The sequence below is a fragment of the Alteromonas sp. 4NH20-0104 genome (genome assembly GCF_057547795.1).
The window spans coordinates 1-13,777 of record NZ_BAAJLP010000029.1 but is presented as its reverse complement, the minus strand read 5'-3'; the positions used below and the strand labels follow the sequence as shown (position 1 = coordinate 13,777).

At 48.3% G+C, this 13,777-nt stretch carries 13 protein-coding genes; 1 reads left to right on the top strand and 12 read right to left on the bottom strand.

All coding sequences use genetic code 11. From position 1 onward, the window contains the following. Positions 1–25 precede the first annotated feature (25 nt). The 3 genes from AC27IB_RS18150 to dinB all read right to left on the bottom strand — a co-directional run bounded on the left by AC27IB_RS18150 (position 26) and on the right by dinB (position 2,748). Positions 26–256, bottom strand: coding sequence for a DUF1653 domain-containing protein (locus tag AC27IB_RS18150; RefSeq protein ID WP_296049382.1), 231 nt, complete (start codon positions 254–256; stop codon positions 26–28). 450 nt (positions 257–706) lie between these two features. After that, positions 707–1,423, bottom strand: a complete 717-nt coding sequence (locus AC27IB_RS18145; RefSeq protein WP_296049380.1) for a hypothetical protein — start codon at positions 1,421–1,423, stop codon at positions 707–709. 239 nt (positions 1,424–1,662) lie between these two features. Next, positions 1,663–2,748 carry a DNA polymerase IV gene (gene dinB / locus AC27IB_RS18140; RefSeq protein WP_296049378.1) on the bottom strand — a complete coding sequence of 362 codons (1,086 nt, stop codon included), beginning with the start codon at positions 2,746–2,748 and terminating at the stop codon, positions 1,663–1,665. Positions 2,749–3,143: 395 nt separating this feature from the next. Between dinB and AC27IB_RS18135 the strand changes: the two genes are divergently transcribed. Next, complete coding sequence (locus tag AC27IB_RS18135) at positions 3,144–4,655, top strand: DUF3360 family protein (RefSeq protein WP_296049375.1); 1,512 nt, start codon at positions 3,144–3,146, stop codon at positions 4,653–4,655. A gap of 66 nt (positions 4,656–4,721) precedes the next feature. On the opposite strand, the gene nqrM is transcribed toward AC27IB_RS18135, so the two are convergent. The 9 genes from nqrM to fabV all read right to left on the bottom strand — a co-directional run bounded on the left by nqrM (position 4,722) and on the right by fabV (position 13,617). Then, on the bottom strand, positions 4,722–4,955 hold the full coding sequence (gene nqrM, locus AC27IB_RS18130; protein ID WP_296049374.1) for a (Na+)-NQR maturation NqrM: 234 nt from the start codon (positions 4,953–4,955) through the stop codon (positions 4,722–4,724). 28 nt (positions 4,956–4,983) lie between these two features. Further along, on the bottom strand, positions 4,984–5,988 hold the full coding sequence (locus AC27IB_RS18125) for an FAD:protein FMN transferase (RefSeq protein ID WP_487122767.1): 1,005 nt from the start codon (positions 5,986–5,988) through the stop codon (positions 4,984–4,986). A 106-nt stretch (positions 5,989–6,094) separates the two neighbouring features. Beyond that, on the bottom strand, positions 6,095–7,327 hold the full coding sequence (nqrF, locus tag AC27IB_RS18120; RefSeq protein WP_296049372.1) for an NADH:ubiquinone reductase (Na(+)-transporting) subunit F: 1,233 nt from the start codon (positions 7,325–7,327) through the stop codon (positions 6,095–6,097). Positions 7,328–7,349: 22 nt separating this feature from the next. Then, a complete protein-coding gene (nqrE, locus tag AC27IB_RS18115; protein WP_296049370.1) occupies positions 7,350–7,958 on the bottom strand; it encodes an NADH:ubiquinone reductase (Na(+)-transporting) subunit E in 609 nt (202 codons plus the stop codon). Positions 7,959–7,963: 5 nt separating this feature from the next. Then, positions 7,964–8,596: an NADH:ubiquinone reductase (Na(+)-transporting) subunit D gene (locus AC27IB_RS18110; protein WP_296049368.1), complete on the bottom strand. Its 633-nt coding sequence runs from the start codon at positions 8,594–8,596 to the stop codon at positions 7,964–7,966. A 12-nt stretch (positions 8,597–8,608) separates the two neighbouring features. Next, complete coding sequence (locus tag AC27IB_RS18105) at positions 8,609–9,367, bottom strand: Na(+)-translocating NADH-quinone reductase subunit C (protein ID WP_296049366.1); 759 nt, start codon at positions 9,365–9,367, stop codon at positions 8,609–8,611. Then, entirely contained in the window at positions 9,357–10,559 is a 1,203-nt protein-coding gene (locus AC27IB_RS18100) for an NADH:ubiquinone reductase (Na(+)-transporting) subunit B (RefSeq protein ID WP_296049364.1), read from the bottom strand. Before AC27IB_RS18100 ends, AC27IB_RS18105 begins: the two co-directional genes overlap by 11 nt. A 3-nt stretch (positions 10,560–10,562) precedes the next feature. Further along, complete coding sequence (locus AC27IB_RS18095) at positions 10,563–11,903, bottom strand: Na(+)-translocating NADH-quinone reductase subunit A (RefSeq protein ID WP_296049362.1); 1,341 nt, start codon at positions 11,901–11,903, stop codon at positions 10,563–10,565. A gap of 535 nt (positions 11,904–12,438) precedes the next feature. Next, positions 12,439–13,617: an enoyl-ACP reductase FabV gene (gene fabV, locus AC27IB_RS18090; RefSeq protein ID WP_296049360.1), complete on the bottom strand. Its 1,179-nt coding sequence runs from the start codon at positions 13,615–13,617 to the stop codon at positions 12,439–12,441. Between the last annotated feature and the right edge of the window lie 160 nt (positions 13,618–13,777).

The window sequence follows — 13,777 nt, the reverse complement described above, 5'->3', positions numbered from 1 at the left end:
TTCAGTCGTGGGGCTTTATTGCTTCTTATGAAGTTGTTTCGACAGTCTTTTCACCCAAGAAGCGAAAGCGCTCTACGCTACGGCCGTTTACTTTTACTTCCTCTGTGAACATGGAAAGCGGCCTTACCCACAAGCCCCTTTCACCATAGAGGGGACGATAAACCACCAGGTGGGTTTCATCTTCTGAGTGTGTTGCCACCCCGATCACTTCGTAATTACTGCCTTTATAGTGCTGGTAAATTCCTGGGTTAATCATTAGATACGTCCTTAATTCGATGCGCAGTCGACTTTTAAGCTTAGACTACAATTAGCTAAATGCTACTTTATACCTTTTGCAGTGTGACGCCCTGCGTAGTGGAGAAACTCTAAGAAGAATAACTAACGCTTGGGATATCCGGCTATTCGCCAGTCGGAACAACCGGCGCACATGATGTAGTTCTGGATAGGAAAAAGTAACTAGATGTTTGTATTGCAACCACCTAGATGCGCTATACAAGCCTCTATTATACAGCGGATTAGCCATAATTTCAGGCTTTCATTGCTGGGGGATTCGCGTTTAACAACACGATAAACGGCGTAATAGCGCAGCCATACCAGAAAATAGCAAGATGAGCGTGTTGTCAGTAATTGTGGTTCAGCTTTTCGCATCGCTTCCCCCTGATATATCGTCAGGAGGAAGCTTGCAAGACCCGTGCTTCGCCAGGGCTCACTGTTGGTGCGACTGCCTTCTAATAGCAAACACGGTGATAAGGCCAAACAGTAACATCATTAAAGACTCAGGCGCTGGTACGCTGTTTATGGTGTAGTCAATTTCTAACAGCGGCTCATACGCAGAATCCACACCATACATCTGCGAGGGCGAAGTAAAGGTCCAATCACCAGCAGCAATTAACAGCGACAGATAGCCATCGTTGTAGAAATCAGACTGGATAGCCGAGTCCATATCAAGAGAAACGGCAGGCTGATAACCATCATAGGTGGTTAAAAAGCTGGATGTGCCCATGTTGGTCATCCCTGAAAAGGGTGACATGGCATAAAAGCCGTCATAGGTAATGGTTGCTTCGTCCCAAACATCATAGGTTGAGCCCATTACCCAGAAAGGATTAGCACCATAGCTGTTGGAGGTTTCACCAATGGTTAATGACACGCTATTAATCAGCAGCGAATCGCTGCCGCCCAACAAGGCGTACAAACTGGATAAATCAAATCCCAGTAACCCGTCAGCGGTATAGTAGGATTCATAATAGACATCAAGTACGCTGTCGCGCCCTGATGCGTAATCCCCGATATAACCGTAATCGTCATCCCAGCCAGAATACAACGTGGTTGCGTGGCTGGCATAAATAGAGATGGAGGCCGCGTTTAGCGTCGTGCTGCTGGCTAACAAGGCAGAGAGTAGTAACAACCGTGATAGATTTTTCATAGACTTTCCTTAGTTTATCAATCTGATGTGCTTGTCCTGAATAACGCTAAATGCCATAACAACCGCTAAAGTATGCGCGTTTTACTGCAATACAAACTATTGGGTACTCCTTTTTGCCCTGGTAATAGTTTACCGACGTAGTTTAAAACAAACTGTTCATTTTTTCACCTGAAAAATACCTAAGGGGCAACGCTGTAAAATAGCCCCCGGATGCTTGCCAGCTGGTGACCATGTATTGACTACTGACAGTCTATTTCAAACGGTAAATCCAACTGCCGGTGCTCTTCTTTTTCGGCCAAGCCTACCTGTAATCCTACCAATCGGATACCGCGCCCATTTGCTCGTTGAAAGGCTTCCTGTAACAACGGCTTGAAGGCACTTCGATGCACACTAGGATAACGGTGTTCCGCGCTGGTTAGTTGAAAATCACTGAATTTTAGTTTTACCCCAAGAGTGCGAACATTGGGCGGCCGGCCTGCATAGTGTTTTTGTTGATGGGCGGTCAGGCGCTCTTGCAGCGTCGTATAGAGTCTGTCGATTATCTCATCACAGGCCTCTAATGAATCTATATCCTCACTTAGCGTACGTTCGACCCCTACCGATTTTCGCACCCGGTTTGTCTGTACCGGCCGCTCATCAATACCGTGTGCTCTGTCCCAAATCACCTGGCCAAACTTACCGAAGCGCTTTTGTAACTCCGTCATGGGGTAGGCTCTGACATCCGCGCAGGTATGTAAGCCCAGTTGGTTAAGTTTTTGAACGGTTACCTGCCCCACGCCGGGGATCTTTTTAAGCGACATGGCTTTGACAAACTCGTCCAATTTGTCGGGTGTTACCACACACAATCCATTGGGTTTGTTTTCGTCACTGGCCACCTTGGCGACAAATTTACAAGGTGCTACACCGGCGGAGGCCGTAAGGTTGAGTTCACTGGCAATGCGCTGGCGGATCTCTTCGGCTATGCGGGTAGCGCTGCCCTGAAACAAAGACGAGCCGGTCACATCCAGATAGGCTTCATCCAGCGACAAAGGTTCGATCAGGTCGGTGTAATCAGAAAATATCGCGCGAATTTTTTGCGATTCTTCCTGATAGACTGCCATGCGGCCTTTAACCAGCTTTAAATTGGGGCACAGTTTGAGTGCATAAGCCGACGCCATGGCCGAACGAACACCAAACTTTCTTGCCGGGTAATTACAGGTAGCAATAACGCCGCGTCGTTCACTGCTGCCGCCAATGGCAATAGGGATATTACGCAGCGACGGGTTATCCCGCATTTCAACCGCTGCGTAAAAGCAATCCATATCCACATGTATTATCTTGCGCATGACAGCCACTTCATTCAGCCTGTTTGGGTAACCGTTTGCTTTTTGTTGTCATAGTATTGCGAATAATACTGTATATTTAACCAGCCATCCAGTTTCACTTTATCCTCACGACCTGTCTGTGTTTAGCATCTACGACTAATAGCGCATATGGGTTTGTTAACAGTTTGTTGCCAACAATTCACTGCCTGACGAATTTGTTTAGTACTTTAGACTAGCTACAGACCAATACCCGCGCACAAGCCCACGTTAACATTCTGATTATTCGTGTAAAAACTGACAACACATTTGTAAATAAAGCGATAACAAATAAACAAGCAATTAACAAACAAGCCTTTTTATTTTCTCTAGGATGGTGATTCATCCGATTCTCATTATCTTATTTGGAGTCAGTACACATGAGTAACAGTGCAACCGTGGACGGCAAGGCTGATTTGTCCGGGACAGCCTCATCGCCGCAGTCTTCAGATTACAGCAAGAAGCATAAACCAAGCTCCGCCTTTAACAGCAGGGATGAGTACCTGGAACATGAACTGCAGATCATGTCACCACGGCGCTGGCGTCCTAACCTGCCGTTGCGTGACTACCGGTTCGAGTGGGAAGACACCATTCCGGCAATGGCCGGCACTATCGGTAAGGTTGTTATGGTGGGCGCGATTGCGGCTACCTTTGCCGGCCCTTTAGGACTGGGAGACGGCTTTGTATTGGAAAATGTGCGCTACGAGTTAATCCTGGTCGCTTTCTTTATTGTCCTTTTCTCTGGTTTTATTCTGCCAACAGCCAACCTTGCTGGTACCCATGGACCGTTAATTCCACTCATTCCCATTGTGGTGGCCGCTGGAGGTCACCCTATGGCTTTCGGGTTGCTTATCGGGGTATTTGGCTTTTTGCTGGCCATCAGTAAAGGCGGTAGCCTGCTCGCCCGGCTAACCAGTAAAGGGGTTTGCGGCGGATTACTGCTCTACCTGGGCTTTATTGGCACCACGTCTCAGGTGAAGAAACTCTTTGCCTGGGCTGAGGGTATTGATATGGCGCATATTGCGTTTATCGTTATCGCCTCGACTATTGTTCTCTATGCCTTACTGGAGCACTGGAAGAAACGCTGGTTAGCGGTCCCCCTCAGTTGTTTGCTAGGCGGTGGTATAGCCTTTTTACTCGGCGCGCCTTTTGAGTTTAATACTGCTCCGGGTTTTCCCAACATGAGTCCTTCATACTGGTGGGGCGAAAATACCGGCTGGATGCTGGGATTACCCACCTTTGAAAGCTTTGTGGTGGTATTACCCTTTGCGGTCTTGGCAGTAGCGATGTGGTCACCGGATTTTCTGGGCCATCAGGTATTTCAGAAAATCAGCTATCCGCCGAAAACTGAAAAAGTACAAATGAATATCGACGACACCATGGTCAGTGCTTCAGCTCGACAAATGGTAGGCTCAGTAATGGGCGGGGCTAATTTCACCTCCTCCTGGGGGACTTACATTGTCCCTGCAGCCATTGCCAAACGCCCTATTCCGGCAGGTGCGCTGTTAACCGCATTATTCTGTGTGATTGCCGGGATCTGGGGTTACCCCATGGATCTGGCTATTTGGGAGCCTGTGCTGTGTGTGGCACTGATTGTAGGGGTATTTATTCCACTGTTAGAAGCCGGTATGGAAATGACCCGTGAAGGGAAAACCACGCAGTCGGCAGCTATTGTAGTGTTCTCATCGGCGCTGGTTAATCCTGCTTTTGGCTGGTCGCTAACCATGTTACTGGATAATCTCGGCCTGATTGGCTGTAAAGAGCGTAGCGCCGAGCTCTCCAGTATGAGCCGTTGGATTGTGCCGGGCATTATGTTTGCGGTGCTTACCACCGTGATGGCACTGGTAGGCCTGCTGCCAGGATTACCTGCCATTCTCCCTGGCTTCAGATAATCAATCTGGTGCCATTAAAAAGCCCCGCTCAGCTCACACTGGCGGGGCTTCTTGCTCTTTGTTACATCAGATAATCCGATCTTTATCCCACTCTTTTAACTTTTCCTGGCGGGCGGCTTCTTTTTCCATGCGCGCTTTTTTGCGGTCGCAAGGTTCCGGGCAATCACAGGCTTTCTCGATCCCCAGCGCGCCTAAGCCGCCACAGCTGCCGGATATGCTTTTCTTTTGCAGGATATAGCCAATAGCCATAGCACTGACCATCACTAAAAAGAATGCAAAGGCTAATATAAAGGTACTCATTGTTTAACAAACCTCAGCGCTAAGCGCATTAATAAACCGTTACCAGCTCTTCAAACGCCGGACTGGTATATTCTTCAAAATCCTTGTCTTTACGACGAATAATGAACACGGCAATATGGTTGGCTTCGGCCACTTCAATGGCATCTTCCCATCCCATAACATTGAATGCAGTGGCCAGGCCATCTGCGGTCATCGACGACGCGTGAATCACGGTAACCGCCACTGTGCTGTGTTGAATAGGCTTACCGGTTCGTGGGTCGATAAGGTGCGAATACCGGGTGCCATCCTGTTCATAGTAATTACGATAATCGCCCGAAGTGGCTATCGCATTTTCACCAATAGACACTACCTTCTGGACTGCCCGCTGATTTGACACCGGTTTTTCAATAGCGATTAACCAGGGTGAGCCGTCACCCTTTTCGCCCTTAACGCGCATTTCGCCACCAATCTCCACCAGGTAATTCTGAATGCCGTTTTCTTCCAACAGGTCCGCTACCACGTCCACACCATAGCCTTTTGCGATAGTTGAGAGATCGACATATAGCTGAGGATGATGTTTTACCAGCGCATTGCCTTGCACTGCCAGCTTATCCAGTCCGACATACTCTCTTACGCCAGCAACATCGGCTTCACTGGGTATGGTTTCCGGCCGCATGGTTGGTCCGAAGCCCCAAAGATTTACCAATGGCCCCACAGTAACGTCCAGCACACCATCACTTAACTCTCCCAGTCGCAGCGCTTCGTTTACCACCAGCAGGGTTTCATCGGATACCGGAAACGGCTTTTCAAAGCGATACTGGTTGAAACGAGACAGTTCTGAGGTTGGATCGTAGGTCGACATCAACTTGTTAACCTGTACCAGTCGCTTATCGATGGCACTTTTAATGACCTCGTCATCGACACCAGCCACCTCAGGAAACTTCACATTATAGGTCGTTCCCATTGTCTGACCTAAGATGTGCTCAACTTTTACGACGGGCTGTCTGGAGCAGGCAGTCATTAATAAGACCACGATAACCAGCAAAAATTTCATTTGTGTCACGCTCATCCCCTCTGGACACTACTGCAAAAACAGCTTAATTATACAGGTATAACAAAAAAGGGGCTAACAGCCCCTTTTATTATTTTACGCTAATGGCTTAGCCACCGAAGTCATCCAGCAGGATGTTTTCGTCTTCTACGCCCAGGTCTTTCAACATGTTGATAACCGCGGCGTTCATCATAGGTGGTCCACACATATAGAACTCACAGTCTTCCGGCGCAGGGTGGTCTTTCAGATAGTTTTCCAACAATACGTTGTGGATAAACCCTGTGTAACCTTCCCAGTTGTCTTCTGGCTGTGGATCAGACAGTGCAACATGCCATACAAAGTTGTCGTTCTCTTCGGCCAGCATGTCGAAATCTTCTACGTAGAACATTTCGCGCAGTGAACGGGCACCGTACCAGAAGCTGATCTTACGGTCAGTCTTCAGACGACGCAGTTGGTCGAAGATATGTGAACGCATCGGCGCCATACCGGCACCACCACCGATGAAGACCATTTCGGCATCCGTGTCTTTAGCGAAGAACTCACCAAACGGACCAGAAATAGTGGCTTTATCACCTTCTTTCAGGCTCCAGATGTACGATGACATTTTACCCGCTGGCAAGCTCAGGTTGTTTGGCGGCGGAGAAGCAATACGCACGTTCAGCATGATAATGCCTTCTTCTTCCGGGTAGTTCGCCATTGAGTAAGCACGGATAGTTTCTTCGTCTACTTTCGATTCGATATCGAAGAAGCCAAAGCGCTCCCAATCACCACGGTACTCTTGTGGTACATCAAAGTCTTTGTACTTAACATGATGCGGTGGAGCTTCGATCTGAATGTAACCACCGGCACGGAAAGGTACGCTTTCACCGTTAGGAATTTTAAGTTTAAGCTCTTTGATAAAGGTTGCTTTGTTATCGTTAGAAATAACTTCGCAATCCCACTTTTTAATACCAAAGATTTCTTCTTCCAGTTCGATTTCCATGTCTTGCTTAACCGATACCTGGCAAGACAAACGGCAACCTTCACGGGCTTCACGCTTAGTGATGTGGTCGAGTTCAGTTGGCAGAATTTCACCGCCACCTTCTTTCACATCTACACGGCACTGACCACATGAGCCACCACCACCGCAAGCTGACGATACAAAAATACCAGCGTCGGCTAATGCGCCTAACAGTTTGCCACCCGGCGCCGTTTTTATGGCTTTGTCCGGATCACCGTTGATGCTAATGGTTACGTCACCAGACGGAACCAGCTTCGACTTGGCGAACATGATAATAAATACCAGTGCCAGTACGATGACGATAAACATGCCAACGCCAAGAATGATTTCAATTTGATTCATAGTTTCTGCTCCCTAGCGTCGATTACAGCTGTACACCAGTGAAGGACTGGAAACCCAGTGCCATCAGACCAGCAATCATGAAAACAGAACCCAGACCACGGATACCGTCTGGCATGTCAGCATATTTCAGCTTCTCACGCACAGCAGCCAGTAACACAATAGCCAGAGCCCAGCCCATACCACTACCTACACCGTAAACAATACTTTCGGTAAAGTTATACTCACGCTGTACCGCGAAAGCTACACCACCGAAGATTGCACAGTTAACCGTGATAAGCGGCAGGAAGATACCCAGAGCGTTGTACAGCGCCGGGAAGAACTTATCCAAACTCATTTCCAGAATCTGTACCAGTGCGGCAATAACGCCGATAAAGGTCAGGAAGTTCAGGAAGCTTAAGTCAGCATCTGGGAAACCAGCCCAGGCCAGCGCACCCGGCGCCAGGATGTTCACGTAAATAACCTGGTTAACCGGTACCGAAATACCCAATACCACGATTACCGCAACACCCAGACCCATTGCTGTTTTGACTTTCTTAGATACGGCCAGAAAGGTACACATACCCAAGAACAGCGATAACGCCATGTTCTCAATAAAAATTGAGCGAACAAATAATGATAAATAATGTTCCACGAATCTTACTCCTTAGGCTCAACTTGTTCCGGGCGGATTGTACGGATAACCCATACCAGACCACCAATTAAGAAGAACGAGCTGAACGGCAGAATCAGCAGACCGTTAGCCTGATACCAGCCACCGTTTTGAATAAGCGGCAGGATTTCAAAGCCAAGAATGGTACCAAAACCAAACAACTCTTTAATGGTACCGACGATAATCAATACAAATGAGTAACCCAGACCGTTACCGATGCCGTCTAAGAAAGACATCAGCGGCGGACTCTTCATTGCATAGGCTTCCGCCCGTCCCATTACGATACAGTTGGTAATAATCAGACCAACGAATACCGACAGTTGCTTTGACACCTCATAGGAGTAAGCCTTGAGGATCTGATCCACAACGATTACCAGCGACGCGATAATGGTCATCTGAATGATGATACGCACGCTGCTTGGGATCTGATTTCGAATAGACGAAATAAACAGGTTAGAAAAAGCGGTTACGCTGGTCAAAGCCAGTGACATAACCAGTGCAGTTTCTAATTTGGTAGTAATCGCAAGTGCAGAACAAATACCGAGGATTTGTAGTGCAATTGGGTTACTGTCTAAAATCGGTCCAAACAGGACCTTCTTCATTTCTTTAGTATCAGCCATGATAATAACCCCTTACGAACGCCAGGCTTGTTTTTTAAGGAACGGGCCAAAGCCGTTTTCGCCAACCCAGTACTGAATAGTGTTGTTCACACCATTACTGGTTAACGTTGCGCCAGATAGCGCATCCACTGCATATGGGTTGTCTTCACCGGCCGCTTTTTTCACTTCCAGTGCCACATCGCCGTCTTTATACAGCTTTTTACCATCCCATTTAGCCTGCCACGCCGGGTTTTGAACTTCGCCACCCAGTCCTGGCGTTTCTTTTTGCTGATAGTAAATCAGTTCACGTACGGTTTTGCCGTCTGAGTCCAGCGCCAGGAAACCATACATCAGATCCCACAGGCCACTGCCATGTACTGGCAAAATCAGGCGTGTTACGTCACCCGCTGCATTATGCACCAGATAAACCGAAGCCACTTCTGCGCGACGCTGGAAGCCAACGTTGCTGTTTTCAACTTTTACGCTTGTATCTTCAACTTTCGCTGCTTTATACATGTCGTAATCGTCAGAAGGCGCATCAACAAACTCGCCTGAGCTCAGGTCAACAAAGCGCTGTTCAACAAACTCGTTGTAAGTACCGAGAATATCGCCCTTTGCTTCATCAAGCAGACCCGCTGCGTGAAGAATGTTAGACATTTCGTCTTTCTTTGCATTGGTTTGCTGAATATCACGCAGGCCAACTGCTGCACCCGATACGATAATTGAACAAACTAAACAAACCGCCAGTACTACGCCGACCGTTTTACCTAAAGATTCTTTTTTAGCCGACACGAGCTATCCTCCGCTTGATATTGCTTTGAGCGACAAAGTAGTCGAAGAGTGGCGCCCACAGGTTGGCAAACAGAATTGCCAGCATGACACCCTCTGGGAATGCAGGGTTCAGTACGCGGATCAACACGGTCATAAAGCCGATAAAGAAACCGTACGCCCACTTGCCCTGGTTGGTAAATGACGCAGACACAGGGTCTGTAGCCATAAAGAACATACCAAAGGCTAAACCACCCACTACAAAGTGCCAGTGAGCCGGCATGGCGAACATCGGGTTGGTATCACTGCCAATCAGGTTAAGCAGGGTAGCGAAGAACGCAACACCCAGGGCCACCCCGGCAACAATACGCCAACTTGCAATTCGCATGTAAATAATAAACAAGCCACCCAGCATAATAGCCAGTGCAGACACTTCACCGGCGGAGCCAGGAATGAAGCCCATGAACGCGTCCATCCAGGCGTTGGTGTCAGCATAGTTAAGGTTACCCGCTGCGCCATCGCTCAGCGAGGTAGCACCAGAATAACCGTCTGCAGCTACCCATACGCGGTCACCAGAAATTTGTGCCGGATACGCAAAGTACAGGAACGCACGACCAGACAGCGCCGGGTTTAAGAAGTTACGGCCAGTACCACCAAAGATTTCCTTGGCGATAACCACACCGAAGGTAATCCCTAAGGCAACCTGCCACAGTGGAATAGTGGCCGGCAGCGTCAGCGCGAACAGTACAGAAGTAACAAAGAAACCTTCGTTAACTTCATGTTTGCGAACCGAGGCAAACAGCACTTCCCAGAAACCACCCACAACGAACGTCGTTGCGTAAATAGGCAGCCAGAAGCAAGCTCCGTAGAACATCAGGCCAAGTGTGCCTGCGCTTGAAATGTCACCACCCAGCGCCGCATACAAACCTGCCTGCCACGCATCAGGCAAGGTACCCGCGCCAGCAGCAATCGCTTCCTGCGCCTGGAAACCAATGTTGTACATGCCAAAAAACATGCACGGGAAAGTGGCCATCCACACCATAATCATGATGCGTTTCAGGTCAATGCTGTCACGCACGTGGGTGCCAGCTTTGTTTACATGACCCGGCGTGTAGAAGATGGTCGCCGCTGCTTCATACAGTGCATACCATTTTTCGTACTTTCCACCAGGCTCGAAGTTAGGTTCGATTTTTTCTAAATACGCTTTTAAGCCCATGAATTAACCCTCTTTCTCAATGGTGGCCAAACAATCGCGCAGAATGGAACCATAGGTGTATTTGCCTGGGCACACGTAGGTACACAGCGCTAAATCTTCCTCGTCCAGTTCCAGACAACCCAGTGTTTGAGCACTGTCAGTATCACCAGAAATTAAATCCCGTAATAATAACGTTGGCAGGATATCCAAAGGCATAACACGCTCGTAGTTACCAATTGGCACCATAGAACGCTCTGAGCCGTTTGTGGTAGTTGTCATATCAAATTGCTTGCTACCACTGAAGTGACCGGTATAGGCACGGGTCACTGAGTGTTTATCAGACCCCGGGGTTATCCAGCCAAAGAGGACCTTCTCGCGGCCTTCCAGTAACAGTGAAACCTGTAAGTGGAAACGACCTAAGAAAGCATGCACGCCCTGCGCAGTAGTACCGTTGAGTACCGAGCCAGAAACAACGCGAACATCGCCGTCTGTCTTCTCGCTGGCAGTCAGTTCCGCCAGGTCAGCACCCACTACGGTACGAACCAGACGAGGATTCTTCGCAGCCGGACCGCCGATCGCCACAACACGGCTATTGTCCAGTTCACCGCTGGTCAGTGTTTTACCAATAGCGATAACGTCCTGGTAATTTACTGTCCACACGGCTTTTTTGGCGCCCACAGGATCCAGGTAATGTACGTGAGTACCTGCCAGACCCGCTGGATGCGGCCCGTCAAACTCCGCCGTTTCGGCTTTGCTGTCGCCAGCAGATACGTTTGCGCCGGCTTTCTTACAAAGATAAACCTTGCCGCCGGATAAGATGCTAAGCGCTTTTAAGCCATTAGCAAAATCTTCCTGACGCTCAGCGATAATCACCGCTGGGTCAGCTGCTAACGGGTTTGTGTCCATTGCGTTAACAAAAATAGAGCTGGGTGTGGAGCCCAGGGCCGGAGACTTACTGAACGGACGTGTCCGCAGTGTCGTCCACAGACCGGTGTCTACCAGCAACTGCTCAATTTTTTCACGCCCGGTTGAAGTAATCTGGTCAGCAGCAATGGCTTCGAAGGTTTCAGCTTCGTTACCTTCCTGCTTTACAACAACTGATTGTAAAACACGTTTAGCACCACGGTTTACCTCTACCACTTCACCCGCAACCGGAGCAGTAAATTTAACGCCAGGATTTTTCTTATCTTCAAAAATCAGCTGACCTTTCTTTACTTTGTCTCCAACCTGCACGTGCATGGTAGGACGCATACCCACATATTCTTCTCCCAGTATGGCAGCCCGAGACACAGACAGACCATCCTGGATCTGTTGCGCCGGAGCTCCCGATATAGGGAGGTCGAGACCTTTTTTGATTTTTATCATACGTAATCGCACTACTCTAATAGAAATACCCTTTTGAATTTGCCGCGCTCCCGGCTTAACCGCCAACAGAGCCACCATTCAAAAACGTACTTCGTACAAACAGTAAAATTTGGTTGTTTAAAACCGTAACAAAGCTACAAAGCTTCGTTTCCACTTCGCAAAAAATGCAATCCAGCTGAATTGTTATTGTTGTTAGAATGTGTCGTGGTTTTATAGTGCTAGGCGTTTGCTGCATCGCCTGTTATCACGACCAAATGCAGGAACCTGAACAAGGTCCTCCACTTAATTTCGGAATTTTAGCATCAACATAGCAACTTACGCTACGTTGATTAGAGATAAACCGTAATTTTTATCCCAATTATCTGTACAACTAACCTACCACATTAGTCTTATATTTAATCACAGGTACTACTCAGGCTGGCTTGCGATGCCCGACAGGCAAACTATTGTCGACACCCGACTATGCACTAAAGTATTAACCAATAATCAAAATAAAGCCGTCATAACGACGGCTTATATTAATTATCAAGTGGTATTACCAATTTACCATCGGATCGACATCGGCGTCGTAATCAACACCCGACACGTCAAACCCAAACAGTTTTAAGAACTCATGATGGTAACCCGCATAATCGCTCAGATCGTGGAAATTCTCCTGAGTTACCTGATCCCACAGCGCTTTAATTTTAGCCTGGGTAGCATCGTTGGTTTCTTTGCCGTCCATACGATAACGGTTGTACTCATCGAGTGTTGCACTATCGCCGTACAGGCATTCTGAATAAAGGCCTGCAATCTGTTCTATGCATCCTTCGTGAGTGCCCTCTTCCTTCATCACCTTGTAGATTAACGAAATGTATAAAGGCATCACCGGAATGGCTGAGCTGGCTTGGGTAACTAACGCTTTAAGGGATGATACATGGGCATCTACCTGCAGGTCAGCGTGATCAGAATTGATAGCAGTAGCGGCGCGATCCAAATCTTCTTTGGCTTTACCAATTGTCGCTGAGCCATAAATTGGCCATGTCAGTTCTTTACCAATATAGGTGTAAGCAGTCGTTTTGCACCCGGTCGCCAGCACGCCGGCTTCGGCCAGTGCATTAAGCCACAATTCCCAGTCTTCACCGCCCATCACCTTAACGGTATTGGCGATCTCTTCTTCACTGGCGGGCTCCAGCGACACATCGTGGATCTTGTCTTTATCCGTGTCATAGGTTTTGGTGGTATAAGCCTGACCCACTGGCTTAAGCGTGGACTTAAAGGTTTCACCGGTTGCCGGGTCGGTGCGACGCGGCGAAGCCAGGCTGTATATCACTAAGTCAACCTGCCCCATTTCGGCTTTAATTTTTTCGATGACCAGCTCTTTCAGCTCATTCGAGAACGCATCGCCGTTGAGGGTTTCGGCATAAAGGTCGGCGGCTTTTGCCTGCTCATGGAATGCCGCGGTGTTGTACCAGCCGGCCGTAGCGGTTTTACGTTCTGACGGGGCTTTCTCAAAGCACACCCCCAGCGTGTCAGCACCATAACCAAACGCTGAAGTGATCCGTGACGCCAGGCCATAGCCGGTAGAGCAACCAATAACCAGCACTTTTTTAGGCCCGCTGCCGAGTTCGCCAAGACCTTTAATATATTGAATCTGTTCTGCAACAACTGCTGCACAACCCTGTGGGTGTGCATTTGTACAAATGAAGCCTCGAATTTTGGGCTTGATAACCATAGTGACACTATCCTTTCTTATTTTAGCGCGTATTGTAAATGACCGGCCGTTGATAACAACTCTGAACAGCTAGAGCATGCTAAGCCTAATGCTATTTTTGCCGATTGCCAAATTAGTCCTGAATGTCGCTGCCTGAAAAAGCAAAAAGCCCGCTTAGGCG

Bases quoted from the DNA above. Each gene is read 5' to 3' on its own strand.
- AC27IB_RS18150 (WP_296049382.1), bottom strand. From the start codon at position 256: ATGATTAACCCAGGAATTTACCAGCACTATAAAGGCAGTAATTACGAA.
- AC27IB_RS18145 (WP_296049380.1), bottom strand. From the start codon at position 1,423: ATGAAAAATCTATCACGGTTGTTACTACTCTCTGCCTTGTTAGCCAGC.
- dinB (WP_296049378.1), bottom strand. From the start codon at position 2,748: ATGCGCAAGATAATACATGTGGATATGGATTGCTTTTACGCAGCGGTT.
- AC27IB_RS18135 (WP_296049375.1), top strand. From the start codon at position 3,144: ATGAGTAACAGTGCAACCGTGGACGGCAAGGCTGATTTGTCCGGGACA.
- nqrM (WP_296049374.1), bottom strand. From the start codon at position 4,955: ATGAGTACCTTTATATTAGCCTTTGCATTCTTTTTAGTGATGGTCAGT.
- AC27IB_RS18125 (WP_487122767.1), bottom strand. From the start codon at position 5,988: ATGAAATTTTTGCTGGTTATCGTGGTCTTATTAATGACTGCCTGCTCC.
- nqrF (WP_296049372.1), bottom strand. From the start codon at position 7,327: ATGAATCAAATTGAAATCATTCTTGGCGTTGGCATGTTTATCGTCATC.
- AC27IB_RS18110 (WP_296049368.1), bottom strand. From the start codon at position 8,596: ATGGCTGATACTAAAGAAATGAAGAAGGTCCTGTTTGGACCGATTTTA.
- AC27IB_RS18100 (WP_296049364.1), bottom strand. From the start codon at position 10,559: ATGGGCTTAAAAGCGTATTTAGAAAAAATCGAACCTAACTTCGAGCCT.
- AC27IB_RS18095 (WP_296049362.1), bottom strand. From the start codon at position 11,903: ATGATAAAAATCAAAAAAGGTCTCGACCTCCCTATATCGGGAGCTCCG.
- fabV (WP_296049360.1), bottom strand. From the start codon at position 13,617: ATGGTTATCAAGCCCAAAATTCGAGGCTTCATTTGTACAAATGCACAC.